The following is a 20359-nucleotide window of genomic DNA, read 5'->3' on the forward strand; positions in this document are numbered from 1 at the left end:
TGGGGCATACGAGGGCATAACGTCGGCTGCACGCGCTGCCGACGACGCAAGAGGCAAGGAGAGACTCCGGTGAATCTGGCTCTGGCTCCCGAGACACTCGCGCGATGGCAGTTCGGCATCACGACCGTCTACCACTTCCTCTTCGTACCGCTCACGATCAGCCTTGCCGCGATCACGGCCGGCCTCCAGACGGCCTGGGTCCGTACGGACAAGGAGAAGTACTTCCACGCCACGAAGTTCTGGGGCAAGCTCTTCCTGATCAACATCGCGATGGGTGTGGTCACCGGGCTCGTCCAGGAGTTCCAGTTCGGGATGAACTGGTCGGACTACTCGCGCTTCGTCGGGGACGTCTTCGGGGCGCCGCTCGCGATGGAGGCCCTGCTGGCCTTCTTCTTCGAGTCCACCTTCATCGGCTTGTGGATCTTCGGCTGGGACAAGCTGCCCAAGAAGATCCACTGCGCGTGCATCTGGATCGTCGCCGTCGGCACGATCCTCTCCTCGTACTTCATCCTGGCCGCCAACTCCTGGATGCAGCACCCGGTCGGCTACAGGGTCGACAAGGCGACCGGCAAGGCCCAGCTCACCGACATCTGGGCCGTGCTCACGCAGAACACCACGCTGGTCGTCGTCTTCCACACCCTCACCGCCGCCTTCCTCACCGGCGCCGCGTTCGTCGTCGGTGTGGCCTCCTTCCACCTCTGGCGCGCCAAGCGCAAGCAGCTCAAGGGCGAGGAGCTCGGCGAGAAGCAGCGCAAGCAGCTGCCGGCGATGCTGGCCTCGCTGCGCGTCGGTCTGGTGATCGCGGTGATCGCCGGAATGGGCACGGCGCTCAGCGGTGACTCGCTGGGCAAGGTGATGTTCGAGCAGCAGCCGATGAAGATGGCCGCCGCCGAGGCCCTGTGGGACACCCGGTCGCCGGCGCCCTTCTCGGTCTTCGCGGTCGGCGACGTCGGCAAGGGGCACAACAGCGTCGAGATAGAGATCCCCGGCCTGCTGTCCTTCCTCGCCCACAGCAACTTCACCGACCCCGTCCCCGGCATCAACGACATCGCCGCGCAGGAGGCCGCGCGCTACGGCGGGCAGCCGAAGGACTACATCCCCAGCATCTTCATGACCTTCTGGGGCTTCCGCCTCATGATCGGCTTCGGGATGACCTCCTTCGTGGCCGCGCTCATCGGGCTGTGGACGACCCGCCGAAAGCTCTGGCTCGCGCCCGAGTACCGGGTCGGGGAGGGCGAGATCCCGCGTCTGATGCTCACGCGGACGCGCGAGATGAGCCCGTTCTTCACCAAGTGGTCCTGGCGCATCGGCATCCTCACCATGGGCTTCCCGCTGATCGCCAACTCCTTCGGCTGGATCTTCACCGAGATGGGCCGCCAGCCCTGGGCCGTCTACGGACTGATGAAGACCGGCAACGCCGTCTCACCGGGGGTGAGCCAGGGCGAGGTGCTCACCTCGATGACCGTCTTCACCGCGCTCTACGCGATCCTCGCCGTGGTCGAGGTCAAGCTGCTGGTGAAGTACGGCTCGGCCGGGCCCGACACGGACGAGAAGCCGCCGACGAAGGACCCCCGGCTGCGGATGCCGGGCGGTGACCGGGGCGCGGAACTGCCCGAGGACGCTGACAAGCCGATGACCTTCGCGTACTGACGCGTGACCTTCTGACGCGTGACCTTCGCGTACCGACACGTGACTTTCACGTACCGACGCGTGACCTTCGCGTGCTGACGCCCGCGGTGGAACGGAGAACCCGACCATGCACCTCCACGACTTCTGGTTCCTGCTGATCGCCGTCCTGTGGACCGGCTACTTCTTCCTCGAAGGCTTCGACTTCGGCATCGGCGTCCTCACCAAGACGCTGGCCAAGGACCGCACCGAACGCCGGGTGCTGATCAATACGATCGGCCCCGTCTGGGACGGCAACGAGGTCTGGCTGATCACCGCGGCCGGCGCGACCTTCGCCGCCTTCCCCGACTGGTACGCCACCCTCTTCAGCGGCTTCTACCTGCCGCTGCTGGCCGTGCTCGTCTGCCTGATCGTGCGCGGCGTCGCCTTCGAGTACCGCCACAAGCGCAGCGAGGAGCGCTGGCAGCGCAACTGGGAGAACGCGATCTTCTGGTGCTCGCTGCTGCCCGCCTTCCTCTGGGGCGTCGCCTTCGCCAACATCGTGCGCGGGGTGCCGATCGGCCCGGACAAGAACTACACCGGTGACGTGCTCGACCTGCTGCACCCGTACGCCCTGCTGGGCGGCCTGTTCACGCTGGTGCTGTTCACCTTCCACGGGGCCGTCTTCGCCGCGCTCAAGACCGTCGGCGACATCCGGGACCGGGCTAGGGCCCACGCGGTCCGCTACGGCCTGGCCGCCGTGGCGCTCGCCGCGGCCTTCCTGGCCTGGACGCAGGCCGAGTCCGGCAACGGACGCAGCCTGCCCGCGGCCGTCGTCGCGGTGGTGGCGCTGCTCGCGGCCCTGGTCCTCAACCGGGCGGGCCGGGAGGGTTGGGCGTTCGCCCTGTCCGGGGTCACGGTCGTGGCCGTCTTCGCGATGGTCTTCCTCGCGCTCTTCCCGGACGTCATGCCCTCCTCGTCCGATCCGGCGTGGAGCCTGACCGTGAGCGACTCCTCCTCCAGCCCGTACACGTTGCGGATAATGACGTGGGTCGCGGGCTTTATGACCCCCGTGATCGTGGGCTACCAGGCGTGGACGTACTGGGTGTTCCGCAAGCGGATCGGCACCCAGCACATCCCGGCCGCGCACTGAGACGGGGCGTGTCGTGAAGCCCGTCGACCCCCGACTGCTGCGGCACGCCGCCGCGACCCGTTTCTTCCTGGCCGCCTCGGTCGTGCTCGGGCTGGCCGGGGCGGGCCTGGTCATCGCCCAGGCGATGCTCGTCGCCGAGGTGGTGACCGGGGCCTTCCAACGCGGGCTCACCGCCCGCGACCTGGGGCTGCCTCTGGCGCTGCTGGCCGCCGTCGCCCTCGGCCGGGCGGCGGTGGCCTGGCTCACCGAACTCGCCGCGCACCGCGCGAGCGCGGCGGTCAAGTCCGCCCTGCGGACCCGACTGCTCGAACACGCGACCAGGCTCGGCCCCGGCACCCGGAACACCGGCGAGCTGACCGCCCTCGCCACGCGCGGAATCGACGCGCTGGACGACTACTTCGCCCGCTACCTCCCCCAGCTGGGTCTCGCGGCCGTGGTGCCCGTGGTCGTCCTCGCCCGGATCGTCTCCGCCGACTGGGTGTCGGCGCTCGTCATCGTCCTCACGCTTCCCCTCATCCCCCTCTTCATGGCCCTGATCGGCTGGGCCACCCAGGGCCGGATGGACAAGCAGTGGCGGCTGCTGTCCCGGCTGTCCGGCCACTTCCTGGACGTCGTCGCGGGGCTGCCCACGCTCAAGGTGTTCGGCCGGGCCAAGGCGCAGGCCGAATCCATCCGCGCGATCACCGCCGACTACCGGCGGGCCACCCTGCGCACCCTGCGACTCGCCTTCCTCTCCTCCTTCGCACTGGAACTGCTGTCCACCTTGTCGGTCGCGCTCGTCGCGGTCGGCATCGGCATGCGCCTCGTCCACGGCGAACTCGACCTCTACACCGGGCTGCTGGTGCTGGTACTGGCCCCGGAGGCCTATCTGCCGCTGCGGCAGGTGGGCGCGCAGTACCACGCGGCGGCGGAAGGGCTGGCGGCCGCGGACGAGGTCTTCGCGGTGCTGGAGACCGAGCCGGCGCCCGTCGGCACCCTCCCGGCCCCCGACGCCCATGGCGCGGCGCTCACCGTGGACCGGCTCGTGGTGCGGCACGCGGGGCGCGGCACGCCCTCGCTGGCCGAGACCTCGTTCGAGGTCCGGCCCGGGGAGACGGTGGCGGTGACCGGACCCAGCGGAGTCGGCAAGTCCACCTTGCTGAACGTGTTGCTGGGCCTTGAACAGCCCACGAGTGGGCGGGTGTTCGTCGGTGACGCGGATCTGGCATCGCTCTCCCCCGAAAGCTGGCGGGACCAGGTGGCCTGGGTCCCGCAACGACCCCATCTCTTCGCCGGGACGATCGCCGAGAACGTCCGGCTGGCCCGGCCCGGCGCCACGGACGCACAGGTGCGGGAGGCACTGCGCGCGGCCGGAGCGCTCGAGTTCGTCTCCATGTTGCCGCAGGGCACTGACACTCGCCTCGGCGAGGACGGGAGCGGGCTGTCCGCCGGACAGCGGCAACGCCTCGCGCTGGCCCGGGCGTTCCTGGCCGACCGGCCGGTACTGCTGCTCGACGAGCCGACGGCCGCGCTGGACGGGGAGACCGAGGCGGCGGTGGTCGAGGCGGTACGACGGCTGTCCGCCGGGCGCACGGTCGTCCTGGTCGTGCACCGCCCGGCGCTGCTGGCGGTGGCGGACAGGGTGTTGCGGCTGGAGGCGCCGCGGGCCGTGGCCGCGCGACCGACCGTTCAACGGGAGCAGGGCTACGAGCCGGTGGCTCCCACGGACGTCGACACGGTTCTGGGCGCCGGGCGGGCAGGCCGGCATGCCCCCGCGCGAAGCGCGGGAATCCTGGCCAGAGTCCGGGCCGCAGGTAACCCGTACCGAGGGCGGTTCGCCCTGGCCACGCTGCTGGGCGCCCTGGCCCTGGGCAGTGCCGTAGGCCTGATGGCCGTCTCCGGATGGCTGATCTCCCGCGCCTCGGAGCAACCCCCCGTGCTGTACCTGATGGTGGCCGTCACGGCGACGCGGGCCTTCGGCATCGGCCGTTCCGTGTTCCGCTACGCCGAGCGGCTGGTCTCGCACGACGCCGCCCTGCGCGTGCTCGCGGAGCTGCGCGTGTCGGTCTACCGGCGGCTGGAACGGCTGGCTCCGTCGGGGCTGCGGGACACCCGGCGCGGTGACCTGCTCTCGCGGCTGGTCGCCGATGTGGACGCGTTGCAGGACTACTTCCTGCGCTGGCTGCTGCCGCTCTGCGCGGCCGTGCTCGTCGGTGCCGTGTCGGTCGGTTTCACGGTGTGGCTGCTGCCGGAGGCCGGTGCGGCGCTGGCGGTGGGGCTGCTGGTAGCCGGGCCGGTCGCGGCCGCGCTGTCCGGGGCGGTCGCCCGGCGTGCGGAGCGCAGACTGGCGCCCGCGCGCGGGGAGTTGTCCACGCATGTGGTCGAGGTGCTGAACGGCACCGCCGAGCTGACGGTCGCCGGTGCCCTGCCCGGCAGGCTGGAGCGGCTGCGGGGCGCCGACGCCGCGCTCACCCGGATCGCCCGGCGGGCCTCCGCCGCGACGGCCCTCGGCTCCGGCCTGTCGGCCCTGGCCTGTGGGCTGACCGTGGCCGTCTCGGCATGGGTGGGAGCGAACGCCGTGCACGACGGCCGGCTCGGCGGGGTGTGGCTGGCCGTGGTGGTGCTCACTCCGCTGGCCGCGTTCGAGGCGGTCGCGGGGCTGCCGCTCGCGGTGCAGTACCGCCAGCGCGTCCGGCGCTCGGCGGAGCGGGTGTACGAGGTGCTGGACGCGCCCGTGCCCGTACGGGACGGGTCGGGGGCGGCGCCGGAGTCGCCGTTCCCGCTGCGTGTGACGGGGCTGACGGCACGCCATCCGGGGCAGTCCGTCCCGGCCCTGGACGGCTTCGCGCTGGAGCTCACGGCGGGCCGCCGGGTCGCCGTGGTGGGGGAGTCCGGTTCGGGCAAGACCACGCTCGCGCGGGTGCTGCTGCGGTTCCTGGACGCGGAGGCCGGTTCGTACACCCTCGGCGGGCGGGACGCGGCGGGGACGGACGGGGACGCGGTGCGGCGGCTGGTGGGCATGTGCGAGCAGGACGCCCACATCTTCGACAGCTCGGTCCGCGAGAACCTGCGGCTCGCGCGACCCGGCGCGGATGACGGGGAGCTCCGCGAGGCGCTGCGGGCGGCGCGGCTGCTGGAGTGGGTGGACGGCCTTCCTCAGGGGCTGGACACGCTGGTGGGCGAGCACGGCGCGCGGATGTCCGGAGGCCAGCGGCAGAGGCTGGCTCTGGCCCGGGCCCTGCTGGCGGACTTCCCGGTCCTGGTGCTGGACGAGCCCGCCGAGCACCTCGACCTGGCGACGGCCGACGCCCTGACGGCCGATCTGCTGACGGCGACGGAAGGCCGTACGACGGTGCTGATCACGCACCGGCTCGCGGGGTTGGCGGCCGTGGACGAGATACTCGTGCTGGAGCGGGGGCGCGTGGTGCAGCGAGGGGCGTACGAAGAGCTCGCGGAGGCGCCCGGGCCCTTCCGCCGGGCGCTGGCGCGGGAAGCGGCGGCGGACACCAGCCTCATGGCGCTTTCCCCGGCAAATGGTGCTCACTAGGCTCGGCCCCATGGCAGCGACGGCGCACCCCTCCGACCCGCAGGACCGGGATCCGCGGGGGGCTGTGCCCGACCGGGGGCCGATGGACTCGCTGGACGTCGCCACGGAGGCCACCCGCAGTCTCCAGGGCCTGTCCACGGAGCTCACCGGGCGCGTTCCGCAACTGCTGGAGGCCATGCGCTCGGTAGGCACCGGCATGGAGCTCCACACCACGCTCGACCGGATCTGCCGGACCGCCGCCGAACTCGCCGACGCCCGGTACGCCGCCATCGGCGTGCTCGACGCCGGTGGCGAGGGGATGTCGGACTTCGTCACCCACGGGGTCGCCGAGGACGAGTACGAGCGCGTCGCGGCCTTTCCCGACGGCCGGCACGCCCTGGGTGTGCCGATCCGGGTCGGGGGCGAGATCTTCGGCAATCTCTACCTGACCGAGAAGCGCGACGGCGGCGAGTTCGGCGTCGCCGACCTGCACATGGTGAAGATCCTCGCGACCGAGGCGGGCATCGCGATCGGCAACGCGCGCGTGCACGAGGAGCGCGGGCAGCGCATGCGCTGGATCGACGGTTCGGTCGCGGTGACGACGGCCCTGCTGTCGGGCAGTGACGCCGAGGACGCGCTCGCGGTCGTCGCCGAACAGGCGCGTCGCCTCGCGGACTCGTCCGCCGGCATCGTGCTGCTGCCGGACGGAGAGGGCGGGCTGGAGATGGTCGTCGTCTCCGCCGAGGACCCCGCCGGCCTCATGGGGACGGTGATACCGCCGCACAGCCCGGTCGTCTCCCAGCTCCTCGCCGGGGAGCCGGTGTTCGTCGACGACTCGGCCACCGACCCGCGCATGATCACGGAGGTCGCCCCGCGGTTCGGCCCGAGCATGCTGCTGCCGCTCAAGAGCGGCGACCGGGTGCTCGGCACGCTCGCCATCCCCCGGCGGCGCGGCGCCCGCAAGTACACGGCCACCGAGCGCGTCCTGGCCACCCAGTTCGCCGCGCAGGCCGCCCTCGCGCTCGTCCTGGCCGAGGCCCAGCGGGACCGGGAGCGGCTGGCCGTCTACGAGGACCGCGACCGGATCGCCCGCGACCTCCACGACCTCGTCATCCAGCGGCTGTTCGCCACCGGGCTGCTGCTGGAGGGAGCCCAGCGGCTCGCCGCCGAGACCGAGGTGCGGACGAAGGTCGGACAGGCCGTCGACGAGCTGGACGTGACCATCCAGGAGATCCGCACGGCCATCTTCGCGTTGCAGCAGGAGCCCACGGAGGCGCCCGCCGGGCTGCGGACGCGCGTGCTGCGCGAGCTGGGCACGGCGGCCGTGCCGCTCGGCTTCCAGCCCTCCGCGAACTTCGTCGGCCCGGTCGACGCGAAGGTCGGCGAGCTCACCGGCAAGAACCTCATCGCCGCGCTGCGGGAGGCGCTCTCCAACGCCTTCCGGCACGCCCGGGCGTCCCGTATCGAGGTGCTGGTCGACGCCACGATCACCTTGCCGGACGGCCGGGAAGGAGTCCGGCTGGCCGTCTCCGACGACGGGGTGGGCATCCCGGAGGGCGGCCGCCGCAGCGGGCTGCGCAACCTCGCCAAGCGTGCCGAGTCGCTGGGCGGGTCCAGCTCGTACGGGCCGGGTCTGGGCGAGGACGGGGGCGGCACGAGGGTGGTGTGGGAAGCGCCTCTGTAGGCATTGACTGCGGCCCTGTGGGTGGCTGAGTTCCTCCGAACGGTCTTCCGCGGGCGCGCCCGGCCGGTACGCCAGTGAAGATCGCGAACATGCTGCTGCGTTCATATCGCACATGTCGCATTCACCGTTCTCGACGTTTGAGACGTTCGAGCGGTTCGTACGGGCGGGCGCACAAGGGCGTGGCGCTGTGCGCGCTCTGCGTGCTGACCCTCCCGCTTGTCGCCGCCGAGCCGTCCTCCGCCGTTCACGCCCCCGAGCGGCTGGTGCGCGTCGGCACGGAGGTGGTCCGGCTGGCCCGGGAGGCCGGACGTCTCCGGCAGCGCTACGAGCTCCGGGTACGCGCGGCGAAGGACCAGAGGGCCCGGGGCGAGTGGCTCACCCGGCAGTCGGCGGGCCAGCGGTTCGTCACCGTCACCCTGCGCCGTGACGCGGGGGCCGTGGCCCGGGCGCAGTACCGGACCGGGGGCTTCACCGCCCCCGGCAGTGCCGCGCTCGCCGACGAGCCCCTGGAGTTGCTGGAGCTTCAGTACCAGGAGACCGACCGGCGGGAGAGGCTCGCGCGGATGCTGATCGAGGCCGACGGCAGGAGCCGCACGCTGGCGGCGGACCGGCTGTCGATGACGACCTCCTTGCAGGCGCTCACCGAGGACGCCGCCCGGCTGCGGGTGGAGAAGGCCGCCCTGGAGGAGCGGCTGGCGAAGGCGCGGGGCGAGCTGAACACCATGGCGGACATGGCCATCCGCAGCGGTCGCTGCATGCCTGTCGACCTCGACGGGCTCCAGAGCGAGCAGGAGGACACCCAGGACGCCGCCAACCGTCCGCCGGAGGTCTCGCGGAGCGGCTGGACGCGCCCCCTGGTGGCCTACGAGCTCACGGCGGGTTTCGGCGGCACCGGCGCCCACTGGGCCAGCAGCCACACCGGGCAGGACTTCGCCGTCCCCACCGGCACTCCTGTCCGGGCGGTGGGCGCCGGGACGGTGGTCGCCACCGGGTGCGGCGGGCCGTTCGGGATGAGCGTGGTCATCCGGCACGAGGGCGGCTGGTACTCGCAGTACGCGCATCTGTCGGCGCCGCTCATGACCCCGGGGCGACAGGTCCGCGCGGGCGAGTGGATCGGGCTGACCGGGACCACGGGGAACTCCACGGGGCCGCATCTGCACTTCGAGGTCCGTACGACGGCGGACTTCGGTTCGGCCGTCGACCCGGTGCGGTGGCTGCGGGCGCGCGGGGTCGTGCTGTAGGCCGCGGTCAGGGGTTCAAACCGGCCGTCAGGGTGGATCCGCCGTCCGGGGCCGGAACCGGGTGCCGAGGGGGCTACGGCAGGCCGTGGAGGATCTGCTCGATGACCGCCGCCACGCCGTCCTCGGTGTTGGCGGCCGTGCGAAGCGTGGTGGCGGCGAGGACCTCGGGGTGGGCGTTGGCCATGGCGTAGGCGGTGCCGGCCCAGCCGAGCATCTCCAGGTCGTTCGGCATGTCACCGAACGCCACGACCTCCTCGGGGGATATGCCGCGCTCCGCGCAGCACTGGGCCAGCGTGCTGGCCTTGCTCACGCCGGGGCCGCTGATCTCCAGCAGGGCCGTCGGGCTGGAGCGGGTGAACACACCGTGCTCACCGGCCACGGCCCGGGCCAGCTCCAGGAACTCGTCCGGGGCCAGCTCGGGGTGGAAGGCGAGCAGCTTGACGACGGGGCCGTGGCCGTCGCCGTTCAGCAGCTCTTCCGCCGGGGCGATCGACGCGTACGGGTCGGTCTGGAAGGGCGGGTAGTGCGGCTCGTAGTGGATGCCCGAGGTGCGCTCGACCGCGAACGAGGCCCCGGGTGCGGCGGCGCGCACCGCGCGGACGATCGCGAGGGCGGCGCCGGACTCCAGCGGGCGGACCTTGACGTACCGGCCGCCGTCGTGGAAATCGACGACCACCGCGCCGTTGGCGCAGATCGCCAGGCCGTGACCGTGCACATGGTCCCGGACGACGTCCATCCAGCGGGCCGGGCGCCCGGTGACGAAGAAGACCTCGATGCCCGCCTCCTCGGCGGCCGCCAGGGCCGCCACCGTGCGATCGGAGACCGTCCTGTCGTCCCGCAGCAGGGTGCCGTCCAGATCGGTGGCGATCAGCCGGGTGGTCGCGGCGGTGCGGCGCGTGGCCGGGGTCTCGGGCTGCTCGGTAGCGGAAGTCACATTTCTTATTCTCGGGCACGTGCCGCGGACATGCGTACGAGCGTGCGCGCAAGGCGCGGTCTTGAGCCGGGCGCCGTCGGCAGGTCTCCCCCGCGGCCCGGTTGTCGCACCCAGCGCCTACGCTCGGGGGCATGCGACTGAGCACCGTGATCCTTCCCGACCGCCGCTGGTCCGAGGGCGGCCGTGAGTCCTGGCAGCGAGCCGAGGAACTGGGCTTCCACACGGCGTACACCTATGACCACCTGTCGTGGCGGACCTTCCGCGACGGGCCGTGGTTCGGCGCGATACCGACCCTGACGGCGGCGGCCGGTGTCACGTCCAGGATGCGCCTGGGGACCCTCGTCACCTCCCCCAACTTCCGGCACCCGGTCACGCTCGCCAAGGAGCTCATCTCCCTGGACGACATCTCGGGCGGGCGGATCACCCTCGGTGTCGGCGCGGGCGGCTCCGGCTTCGACGCCACGGCGCTGCTGCGGGACGGGCAGGCGCCGTGGACGCCGCGCGAGCGCGCCGACCGCTTCGCCGAGTTCGTGCCGCTGCTGGACCGGCTGCTCACCGAGGACGTGGTCACCTACGACGGCGAGCACTACTCGGCGCACGAGGTCCGCAACATCCCGGGCTGTGTGCAGCGCCCCCGCCTGCCCTTCGCGGTCGCCGCGACCGGCCCGCGCGGGATGCGGCTCGCCGCGCGCCACGGTCAGGCCTGGGTGACCACGGGCGACCCGAAGATCTACGAGACGGGCACCCCGGAGCAGTCCCGGGCGGCCATCGCCGGGCAGATCGAGCGGCTCGGCGCGATCTGCGCCGAAGCCGGGCGGGACGTCGCCGAGCTGCCCAAGGTGATGCTCACCGGCTTCACCCCCGACCGGCCGCTGGAGTCCTTCGACGCCTTCGTCGACTTCGCGGGCTCGCACGCGGAGCTGGGCATCGACGAGATCGTGGTGCACTGGCCGATCGCCGATTCGATCTTCGAGGCGGACGTCGCCGTCTTCGAGAAGATCGCCACGGAGGGCCTCGCACAGCTCTCCTGACCGGGGAGCCCGTCGCTGGGCGGGTGGAGAGCCCGCCCAAGGCGCGAGGGAGAGGGAGAATCGGGTCAGAGGCACCTACTGGGGGGCATGCTCCACTACGGGGGCGTGCTCGCGGAGCCTTGGAGGTCTGCCGTGCAAGGGACCCGATTCGCCCCCGACCGGGGACTGACCACCCGCATGGTCGCCACGATGTTCCTCATCGGGCTGCTCTACGTGGTCTTCGTGGGTGTGCTGGTGGCGCTGCTGCGCGGGGCCTGGCCGTTCGTCCTGGTCCTCGCGGGCGGTCTGTTCGTCGCCCAGTTCTGGTTCAGCGACCGGATCGCCGCCTTCGGCATGGGCGCCCGGGAGGTCTCCCCGGAGGAGGCGCCCGAGCTGCACGGCGCCGTCGACCGGCTCTGCGCGCTCGCCGACATGCCCAAGCCGCGCGTGGCGATAGCGGACAGCGACGTGCCCAACGCCTTCGCCACCGGACGCGATCAGCGCAACGCCCTGGTCTGCGCGACGACGGGGCTGCTGCGACGGCTGGAGCCGGAGGAGCTGGAGGGTGTTCTGGCCCATGAGCTCTCCCATGTCGCGCACCGCGACGTGGCCGTGATGACCATCGCGTCCTTCCTGGGCGTCCTGGCCGGGATCATCACCAGGATCGGGCTGTGGGGCGGCCTGCGCCGGGTGGGCGGCCGGGACGCCAACACGGCTCTGATCATGGTGCTGGTGCCGCTGGTCAGCGCCGTCGTCTACGCGATCAGCTTCCTCCTCACCCGGATGCTGTCGCGCTACCGCGAGCTCTCCGCCGACCGGGCGGGTGCCCTGCTCACGGGCCGGCCCTCGGCGCTGGCGTCCGCGCTGACCAAGGTCACCGGGCAGATGGCCCGCATTCCGACGCGCGATCTGCGGCAGGCCGAGCCCTTCAACGCCTTCTACTTCGCACCCGCTCTCAGCAGGGACAGCCTGAGCCAACTGCTGTCCTCGCACCCGACGCTGGAACAGCGGCTGGACCAGCTGGGGCGGATCTCGGCCCAGCTCGGCCGCCCGTGACAGGTGACCGACCGACACGGAGGGAGACGTGGCCCGTGGGCTTCCTGGATGTGATCCTCGGCCGCAGCAAGCCGGTCCGCCCCGATCTCGACCAGTTGTTCGCCCTGCCCTCCGCCGCCGTGACGCTGCGGGCCGGTGCCGGGTTCGCTCCGACCGGGCTGGGCTCGGTGTGCTTCGCGAGTGTGGAGGGAGGGGCGTTCGACCGGATCCGGCGGGACGTCGGGGAACTGCTGGACGCCGACGCCGAACGGGGCGGTGAGCCCGTGGAGTTCAGCCGGGACTCCTACGGATACACCTGGCTGCTGGCGCGACGGCCCGCGGACGACACGGCCGCCCTGGTCAACGACCTGCACGCCGTGAACACCCTGCTCCAGGAGGGCGGTTTCGGCCCCCAGCTGCTCTGCTCGCTGATGGGCTTCCGCGATGAGGGGCGGCGCCCGCTCGCCCTCGTCTACCTCTACAAACGAGGCACCTTCTACCCCTTCGCGCCGGTGACCGGCGGGGACGGGGCCGTCGTGGCGGACAAGCGGGACAACGAGCTGGAACTACAGGTCAGGGCTCTGCTCGCCGACGATCTACGGATCGAGGTGGACCTGGGGCGCTGGTTCCCGGTCTGGGGCGCCCCCGGGCTCTGAGGGCGTCAGACGCCGCCCGGAGCGGGCCTCGATCTGCGCCGCCGCCCAGCGGGCCCACTCCTCGTACATGGCGGTGAAACGCAGGCCGTACTCCAGGGCGAGGCGGCCGTTGACCGACAGCGGGCCGTCGTCCCACTCGACGGACTTGTCCAGCCCCTCCAGGGCCTCGTGCCGTCCCGCGGCCCGCTCGGCCTCGGTGGAGAGGTAGGTGAACGCTTCCAGCGGGGTGAGCTGGTCGAGGAAGAAGACCCGCAGCATCGCCTCGCTGCGCCGCATCCGCTCCGGCTGGGTCTCGGTGAGCCAGCGGTGCAGCTCGGCGAGGCCCTCCTCGGTGATGGCGTACTCCTTGCGCCCCCGCGGGCCCTCCGCCGCCACTTCGAGGAGCCCGCTCTTCGCGAGCTTGCCCAGCTCGCCGTAGACCTGGCTCTGGGTGGCCGGCCACACGTTGGAGAGCGAGGTCTCGAAGCGCCTCATCAGGTCGTATCCGCTGGCGGGGCGGTCGGACAGCAGACCCAGCAGCGCGTGTCTCAGGCTCATGAACCCACCCTACATTCCACTCTTGACACGTCAAGGCAGGACCTTCTAGCTTTGACATGTCGAAGTTGGAATGTCGGTCGACGAGGCCGACGCACGGGTGGGCCGGCCAAGGGTCTGGCCGGATCGTCTGAGGGAGATCTCCATGAACTATCTGCGCGGCTTCGCCCCCTGGATCGCCTTCGCGGCCGTCTCCCCCCTCGGCTGGCAGTGGGGGGCGGCCACCGCTCTGGCGGTGGCCGCGGCGCTGCTGGTGACAGAGCGGTGGGCGGGCGCCACCGCCGACTCGCTGATCCTCGAGATCAGCACGGCCGTCTACTTCGTCGCCCTCGCCGCCGTGGCCTTCGCCCTCCCGCACAGCGAGCTGCGGCACTACGGCGGTGCCCTCTCGCTGGGCTGGCTCGCCGTGACCGCGTGGGCGACCCTGGCCGTCGGGCGCCCCTTCACCACGGGCATCGCCAAGCGCCAGACCCCGCCGGAGGTATGGCGCACCACGATCTTCCGCCGGATCAATGTGGTGATCACCGCCGTCTGGGCCGTGGCGTTCACGCTGACGGCCGCCGCGCTGACCGCCGTCTACGCCGAGGGCCTCGGCGCCGGGGTGTCCATCCCGCTCCAGGTCGCCGGGTTCGTGCTGCCCGCGGTGTTCACCGCCCGCTACCCCGAGCGGGCCCGGGCCCGGATGGCCCCGCACGGCGCCGCCTGACGCGCAAAGGGCCCGGACGCGCCCGACCCATAGCGGGTCCGGGCCGCCGGCGAGAACCCCGACGGGGACCCCTCGACGAGAGCCTCAAGGAGACCGCACGATGACGACCGCACCCGCTCATCTCGCCGGCAACTTCGCGCCGGTGACCGAGGAACTCACCGCCCACGACCTTCCGGTCACCGGGACGATCCCGCCCGAGCTCAGCGGCTGGTACCTGCGCAACGGTCCCAATCCCCACGACGCCGCTTCCGGCCACTGGTTCCTCGGCGACGGCATGATCCACGGGGTGCGCCTGGAAGGCGGCAGGGCCACCTCCTACCGCAACCGCTGGGTCCGTACCTCGACCTTCACGCACGGCGTCTCTTCCCGCGACGCGGAGGGCCATGTCGATCTCACGGCCGGACGGGCCAACACCCATGTGGTGCGCCACGCGGGCCGTACCCTCGCCCTGATCGAGTCGTCCTTTCCGTACGAGCTGGACCTGCGGAAGGGCCGTGAGCTGGAGACGGTCGGGCACCATGACTTCGGTGGCCGGCTGACCACGCCGATGACCGCGCACCCCAAGACCTGCCCCGACACCGGGGAGCTGCACTTCTTCGGATACAGCGGTAGCGAGGCGCCCTATCTGACCTATCACCGCGCGGACGCCGGCGGCGAGTTGACGATCAGCAGAGCCGTCGACGTGCCGGCGCCCACGATGACGCACGACTTCCACCTCACCGCCGCCCACGTCGTCTTCATGGATCTGCCGGTGGTGTTCGACGAGGAGCGGGCGAGAACGCGCCAGGGCATGCCCTACACATGGCGGCCGGACCACGGCGCCCGGCTGGGTGTGCTCCGCAGGGACGATCCGTACGGCGCGGTCCGCTGGCTGCCGATCGAGCCCTGCTATGTCTTCCACGCGCTCAACGCGTACGACGAGAGCGACGTCGACGGCGAGCGGATCGTGCTCCATGTCATCCGCTACCCGCACCTCTTCGCCGAAGAGAACGACGGACCGGCCCGGCCCGCGCTGTGGCGCTGGACCGTCGATCCGACCCGGGGCACGGTCAGTGAGGAGCAACTCGACGACCAGCCCTGTGAGTTTCCCAGGATCGACGACCGGCTGGCCGGGCGTTTCGCCCGGTACGGGCATGTGACCGTCGGCGAGAGCCCGGGGGCCGGCCGGGCCGCCGGTGAGCTGCTCCGCTACGACCTGCGCACCGGATCCGTCGCCCGGCACACCTTCGGGCCCGGGCGCGTCCCGGCCGAGGCGGCCTTCGCGCCGGCGGACGACCGCCCGGGCGGGCCGGGCTGGCTGCTCACCTATGTGTACGACGCCGCCACCGACCGGAGCGACCTGGTCGTACTCGACGCCGACGATCTCGCCGCGCCACCCGTCGCCGCGATACATCTGCCCCGGCGAGTGCCCTACGGCTTCCACGGCAACTGGCTCGCCGACCGCTGAGGGCACAGGCCCCGGGCGGCCCGCCCAGGCCTCAGGGGCGGGGGAGAAGACCGTCCATGACGCGGGCCTGCACCTCCCGCTCGGCGGCCGCGGTGAGGAAGGCCGCGACGTTCCCGGACCCGACGAGCGCCCGGACGGCCCGCACGGTCGCGGCGGGCAAGGCCACCTGCTCCATGGCGGGCTGCTGCTTCTCGGTGGGCGGTGCCATCCGCTCCGGTGCGGGCTCACGGCCGGCCTCGGTGGAGTCGCTTGGGACGGCGTTCGGGGCCCACGCGTCCAGATGCTGATGAAGGTGGCGGGTGGCCAAGGTTCGCATCGCGCGGGCGAGTTCGGCGTCGACGGTCTGCTGGGCCAGGGGGCGCAGGCGGCGGACGAGGGAGGCGGCTTCGGTGGCCTCCTCGTCGGAGGGGGGATGGCCGAGGAACTGCTGGAAGACGTGCTCGGTGGTGAAGTCGAGGAAACGGGAGGCGATGTGTTCGACCTGAGTACGCAGTTCACGCAGATGCCCGGAGATGGCGCGCAGGGGGACGCCGGCGGCGTGGAGCTCGGCGGCGACGGCCAGCTCCCGAGGGCTGGGCACCAGGAATTCCCCGGGCGAGGAGGGCAGCGGGACCAGGATGCCGAGGCCGATGGCGTCCGCGACGGCCTCGTCGTCCTGGGTCCCGCCGAATCGCTCGTCCAGATCGGCCCGGGTGATCCTGCCGGGTTCCTCGTCCGACCATGGGCCGTCGATCTCGGCGACCAGCCCGAGCACCCCGCCCAGACCGCGGCCGGTGGCCCAGGCGTCCAGCAGTTCCTTGATGCTGGCGAGGGTGTAGCCGCGGTCGAGGAGCCCACCGATCTGACGGAGCCGGGCCAGGTGGGTGTCCCGGTAGACGTTGGCCCGGCCGCGCCGCTCCGGCTTGGGCAGCAGTCCGCGGTCCTGGTAGGCGCGGATGGTGCGGACGGTCGTTCCGCTGTGGTGGGCCAGGTCCTCGATCCGGTACTCCGCTTCCGGCACAGGAGTGCTCCTTACAGAAGGCCGCCGTCGGGGGACGGCTTACGAGAGGGCCGCCCGGCCCACCGCGCCCGCCGCGGCGCGGGCCGCGGGCGAGGTCGCCAGGTAGTCGAGGGCCTTGCGCAGCGACCCCTCCTGGGAGGGGTGGTACGAGCGCCGCGCGTAGCGGGGGACGGCCGAGCCCAGCTCCCGCCAGGAGGGCAACAGGCCCTTGGCGACGGCCCGGTTGTGCTCGCGCAGCGAGTAGCGCAGCCGTCCCGCCAGCCAGGGGTCGTGGCGGATCAGATAGCCCGCGCCCCAGCCCCACAGGTAGAAGAGCACCGGCGCCGTGATCGCCATGCCGAGCAGCCGGCGGGCGTAGCGCGCGGCATCCGGGCCGCCGCAGTGCTGGTACATGTCGAAGGCCACGGACCGGTGTTCGACCTCTTCGGCGCCGTGCCAGCGCAGCAGGTCCAGCATCACTGGGTCGGGTTCGGCCTCGTCGAGGGCGTCGGCCCGGAGCACCCAGTCGCCGAGCACCGCGGTGAACTGTTCGACGGCGGCGATCACGGAGAGCCGGAAGCGCAGCCACTCCTGTTCGGGGATCCGCAGGCCGAACGGAGGATGGTCACCGAGCAGGACATCGAACAGGAAGTCGACGCGCTGTGTGTACGGGCCGGTGTCCAGACCCTGTTCGGCGAGGTGTCCCAGCACATAGGCGTGCTGGACGCTGTGGGTGGACTCCTGCCCCATGAAGCCCTTCACGTCCTTGAGGAGCGCCTCGTCGCTCACCAGGGGGAGGGCTTCCTTGAAGACCTTGACGAACCACCGCTCACCGGCGGGCAGCAGGAGGTGGAGGACGTTGATGACATGGGTGGCCGTGGGCTCGTCCGGGATCCAGTGCAGGGGCGTGTCCCGCCAGTCGAACGACACACGCCGAGGGGCTATTCGGTATCTGTCTCTCATGAAGGCGCTCCTACGGAACGGGAGATCACTCTCGGTGGGGGCGGGGGTCGCACGCTACGGGGATCCGCCCGGAGCGGTGGATCGCTCACAGGGGCGGGTCGATACGGGCGATGCGGCGGCCCAGCCGTGGTGCGAAGCGGGAGATGAGGCGCATGCCGTGCGCCTCGGGGGCGACGGGCACCACGGCCCGGTCCTCGGCCACGGCCCGGAGGATCGCCTCGGCGACCTTCTCCGGCGGGTAGTTGCGCTTGCCGTAGAGGCGGGCGGTCTTCTCCTGGAGGCGTCGCTGTTCCTCTTCCGGGACGCCCGCGAAGCCCGCGCTCGTCGTTATGGCGGTGTTGACGATGCCCGGGCAGATCGCGCTGACCCCGATGCCCTGTCCGGCCAGCTCGGCCCGCAGGCACTCGCTGAGCATCAGCACGCCCGCCTTGGACGTGGCGTACGCTGCGAGGGTCTTGGTCGGCTGGAAGGCGGCCGCCGAGGCGGTGTTGACGATGTGGCCGCCCTGTCCGCGCTCGGCCATCTGCCTGCCGAAGGTCCGGCAGCCGTGGATGACGCCCCACAGATTGACGTCGAGGACCTTCCGCCAGTCCTCGGTGGAGGTGTCCATGAAGGAGCCGGAGAAGCCGATGCCGGCATTGTTGACCAGCACGTCCACCACGCCGTACTCGGCGGTGACCTTGGCGGCCAGCTTCTCCATGGCCTGCTCGTCCGAGACGTCGCAGCACTCGGCCCACGCGTCCCGTGCCCCGGTCAGCCGGGCCAGCTCGGCGGTGCGGACCGCGCCCTCCGCGTCCCGGTCGACCGCGACGACGCGCGCCCCGGCCTCCGCGAAGGCGAACGCGGTGGCTCGCCCGATGCCGCTCGCCGCCCCCGTGATCAGCACCAGCCGCCCGCCGAACCGGTCGGCGTACGGGCCCTTCCCCGTGGGCGTCCGGGCGGGCAGGCCCTCGTGGCGGGCGGTCTCCTGAGAGGTGACGAACTCGCCGATCCAGGCCGCCAGTTGGTCCGGGCGGGTGCGGGGCACCCAGTGCCCGGCGGTCAGGGTTCGCCGCACCAGCCGGGGGGCCCAGCGCTCCAGGTCGTCGTAGAGGCGCTCGGAGAGATAGGGGTCGCCGGTCGGGGTGATCAGCTGGACGGGCACATGCGCGTGGGCGTCCGTGCGGGGGCGTCGCAGCCGGGCCCGGACGTTGTCCCGGTAGAGCCAGGCGCCGTGGGCGGCGTCGTCCGGGAGGGAGGACGTCGGGTAGTCGGCCGGGGCCTGCGGCGGCAGGGTCTCCAGCCGTTCCAGCAGCTTGGGCCAGAGCTTGCCGAGGGGGCCGCGCCAGGCCGCCTCCGGAAGGACGGGGGTGTGGAGGGCGTAGACGTACCAGGAGCGGGCCCCCTGGCCGAGGAGCTGGAGGGCACGGCGCGGGGTGGGCCGTGCGGCCCGTTCCTTGAGCCAGTGCCCGAAGTGGTCCAGCGACGGTCCCGAGACGGAGGTGAAGGAGGCGACACGGCCCTCGGTGCGCTCGACGGTGATGAACTCCCAGCCCTGCACCGATCCCCAGTCGTGCCCTACCAGGTGCACGGGCGCGTCGGGGCTCACGGTGTCCACGACGGCCAGGAAGTCGTCGGTGAGCTTCTCCAGGGTGAAGCCGCCGCGCAGCGGTCTCGGCGCGGTGGAGCGGCCGTGGCCCCGCACGTCGTAGAGCACCACGTGGAAGCGGTCCCGCAGCCGCCGGGCGACCTCGGACCAGATCTCCTTGCTGTCGGGGTAGCCGTGCAGAAGCACCACCGTGGGGTCGGCGGGGTCGCCCAGTTCCAGGACGCACAGCTCGATCCCGCCCGTGGTGACCCGGCGCTCCCGTGCGCCCTCGCTGTCCAGGCTCATACGGCCGTCCTCTCCTCCTGCCGGCGCCGCACGTGCGGCAGATCGTCGTCCAGCCAGAACGCGCTCTCCTCGGGGTCCCGTGAGTCGGTGACCACCAGGAGTTCCTCGAACTTCACCCCCGTGCCCCGGAAGCCCAGGTGGGGCTCTACCGCCCACAGCCCGGGGCGTGGCGGGTGGTCGGAGCGGCGGTGGGGGCTCCACAGCGGTGACCAGCCCTCCCGGTGTCCGCGCAGGGCGTCGGAGGCGAGGCTCTTGAGCGCCTGGGTGCCGAAGCCGAACAGCCGCGGGGACCAGCGGCGCTCCCGCAGCCGGTCCACCTTGTGCGCGATCACCCCGAAGGGATAGGCGCGATGCCGGTTGACGTAGCCCTGGCGCACCATGAGGCGCTCCACGTCCTCGTAGATCTCCCGGAGCGGGCGGCGCTCGCGCACCTCGCGGAGGATCAGCTCGCGATGGACGGCGAGATCGGTGAGCAGCCGGTCGTGCAGCGGGTTGGCGCCCAGGCAGCCGGCATAGCCGACGTCCGCGGTGAAGCCGCCGTACACCGGTGCCAGGTCGAGGATGAACGGCATCCCCGGCTCCAGCCGCCGCGCGGTGGGAAAGAACTCCAGCGGCACCCGGAAGCCCGTGAAGGCCGTACGGTCGCCGAACCAGGCGAAGGGCAGATGGAACCAGTCACGGACGCCGCGCTCGCGCAGCCACTCCCGCTGCATCCGGGCCGCCTCGCGCTCGGTCACCCCCGGGGCGAGCCGTGCGGCCACCGCCTCCGCGCAGTCGTACGCGAGCCGCTGGGTCTCCCGGAATCCGCGCAGCTCAGCGCTGTTCACCGAGCTCGTCATACCGACCGCCACCCTCCGACCAGTTCCGTTTCCGGTAATCCGAAGTGCGAAGCCACATACGAAAGTTGCCAGTGATGAATGTGACAATGACTGGCGGCTGCGTCAAGGGATCGGGCCGATCCCGGCGGCGCCGGTGCCCCCTCCGTCCGAACGGTCACGTCAGACCCGAGGAGTACGGACAACCAGCCGTCTGGT

The 20359-nt window shown here is 72.0% G+C and carries 16 protein-coding genes; 10 read left to right on the forward strand and 6 right to left on the reverse strand.

Features of this window, described 5'->3' with window-relative positions; all coding sequences use genetic code 11:
• The first annotated feature begins 69 nt into the window (after positions 1 to 69).
• The 5 genes from AB0E98_RS11055 (at position 70) to AB0E98_RS11075 (ending at position 9188) form a co-directional block, all read left to right on the forward strand.
• Positions 70 to 1650 (forward strand): cytochrome ubiquinol oxidase subunit I, encoded by a 1581-nt coding sequence (locus AB0E98_RS11055; RefSeq protein WP_361701170.1) that lies wholly within the window; start codon positions 70 to 72, stop codon positions 1648 to 1650.
• Between the two features lie 106 nt (positions 1651 to 1756).
• Positions 1757 to 2758 carry a cytochrome d ubiquinol oxidase subunit II gene (gene cydB / locus AB0E98_RS11060; RefSeq protein WP_361701171.1) on the forward strand — a complete coding sequence of 334 codons (1002 nt, stop codon included), beginning with the start codon at positions 1757 to 1759 and terminating at the stop codon, positions 2756 to 2758.
• A gap of 13 nt (positions 2759 to 2771) precedes the next feature.
• Positions 2772 to 6284 carry a thiol reductant ABC exporter subunit CydD gene (gene cydD, locus AB0E98_RS11065; protein WP_361701172.1) on the forward strand — a complete coding sequence of 1171 codons (3513 nt, stop codon included), beginning with the start codon at positions 2772 to 2774 and terminating at the stop codon, positions 6282 to 6284.
• A gap of 82 nt (positions 6285 to 6366) precedes the next feature.
• Positions 6367 to 7947 (forward strand): GAF domain-containing protein, encoded by a 1581-nt coding sequence (locus tag AB0E98_RS11070; protein ID WP_361701526.1) that lies wholly within the window; start codon positions 6367 to 6369, stop codon positions 7945 to 7947.
• Between the two features lie 137 nt (positions 7948 to 8084).
• Positions 8085 to 9188: a peptidoglycan DD-metalloendopeptidase family protein gene (locus tag AB0E98_RS11075; RefSeq protein WP_361701173.1), complete on the forward strand. Its 1104-nt coding sequence runs from the start codon at positions 8085 to 8087 to the stop codon at positions 9186 to 9188.
• Between the two features lie 73 nt (positions 9189 to 9261).
• On the opposite strand, the gene AB0E98_RS11080 is transcribed toward AB0E98_RS11075, so the two are convergent.
• Positions 9262 to 10122 (reverse strand): Cof-type HAD-IIB family hydrolase, encoded by an 861-nt coding sequence (locus AB0E98_RS11080; protein WP_361701174.1) that lies wholly within the window; start codon positions 10120 to 10122, stop codon positions 9262 to 9264.
• A 131-nt stretch (positions 10123 to 10253) separates the two neighbouring features.
• On the opposite strand from AB0E98_RS11080, the gene AB0E98_RS11085 reads away from it, so the two are divergent.
• From AB0E98_RS11085 to AB0E98_RS11095, 3 genes are all read left to right on the forward strand, one after another.
• On the forward strand, positions 10254 to 11153 hold the full coding sequence (locus AB0E98_RS11085) for an LLM class flavin-dependent oxidoreductase (protein WP_361701175.1): 900 nt from the start codon (positions 10254 to 10256) through the stop codon (positions 11151 to 11153).
• Between the two features lie 132 nt (positions 11154 to 11285).
• Positions 11286 to 12188: a zinc metalloprotease HtpX gene (gene htpX / locus AB0E98_RS11090; protein WP_311613391.1), complete on the forward strand. Its 903-nt coding sequence runs from the start codon at positions 11286 to 11288 to the stop codon at positions 12186 to 12188.
• Positions 12189 to 12223: 35 nt separating this feature from the next.
• Positions 12224 to 12823 carry a hypothetical protein gene (locus tag AB0E98_RS11095; protein WP_361701177.1) on the forward strand — a complete coding sequence of 200 codons (600 nt, stop codon included), beginning with the start codon at positions 12224 to 12226 and terminating at the stop codon, positions 12821 to 12823.
• On the opposite strand, the gene AB0E98_RS11100 is transcribed toward AB0E98_RS11095, so the two are convergent.
• Positions 12764 to 13360: a PadR family transcriptional regulator gene (locus AB0E98_RS11100; RefSeq protein ID WP_361701178.1), complete on the reverse strand. Its 597-nt coding sequence runs from the start codon at positions 13358 to 13360 to the stop codon at positions 12764 to 12766. The two genes, AB0E98_RS11095 and AB0E98_RS11100, sit on opposite strands and share 60 nt — an antisense overlap.
• A 142-nt stretch (positions 13361 to 13502) precedes the next feature.
• On the opposite strand from AB0E98_RS11100, the gene AB0E98_RS11105 reads away from it, so the two are divergent.
• The gene (locus AB0E98_RS11105; protein ID WP_361701180.1) at positions 13503 to 14063 is read left to right on the forward strand and encodes a hypothetical protein; all 561 of its coding nucleotides are present in this window, start codon (positions 13503 to 13505) and stop codon (positions 14061 to 14063) included.
• 100 nt (positions 14064 to 14163) lie between these two features.
• On the forward strand, positions 14164 to 15510 hold the full coding sequence (locus AB0E98_RS11110) for a carotenoid oxygenase family protein (protein WP_361701181.1): 1347 nt from the start codon (positions 14164 to 14166) through the stop codon (positions 15508 to 15510).
• A gap of 31 nt (positions 15511 to 15541) precedes the next feature.
• Here AB0E98_RS11110 and AB0E98_RS11115 read toward each other — a convergent pair whose 3' ends face one another.
• The 4 genes from AB0E98_RS11115 to AB0E98_RS11130 form a co-directional block, all read right to left on the reverse strand.
• Positions 15542 to 16510, reverse strand: coding sequence for a MerR family transcriptional regulator (locus AB0E98_RS11115; protein ID WP_361701183.1), 969 nt, complete (start codon positions 16508 to 16510; stop codon positions 15542 to 15544).
• Positions 16511 to 16549: 39 nt separating this feature from the next.
• Positions 16550 to 17452, reverse strand: a complete 903-nt coding sequence (locus tag AB0E98_RS11120; protein ID WP_361701185.1) for a metal-dependent hydrolase — start codon at positions 17450 to 17452, stop codon at positions 16550 to 16552.
• Positions 17453 to 17537: 85 nt separating this feature from the next.
• Entirely contained in the window at positions 17538 to 19325 is a 1788-nt protein-coding gene (locus tag AB0E98_RS11125) for an SDR family oxidoreductase (protein ID WP_361701187.1), read from the reverse strand.
• Complete coding sequence (locus tag AB0E98_RS11130; protein WP_361701188.1) at positions 19322 to 20164, reverse strand: M24 family metallopeptidase; 843 nt, start codon at positions 20162 to 20164, stop codon at positions 19322 to 19324. The genes AB0E98_RS11125 and AB0E98_RS11130 overlap by 4 nt, the downstream gene beginning before the upstream one ends.
• Positions 20165 to 20359 lie beyond the last annotated feature (195 nt).

The organism is Streptomyces sp. NPDC037389, assembly GCF_040636475.1.
Classification (GTDB): domain Bacteria; phylum Actinomycetota; class Actinomycetes; order Streptomycetales; family Streptomycetaceae; genus Streptomyces; species Streptomyces hesseae.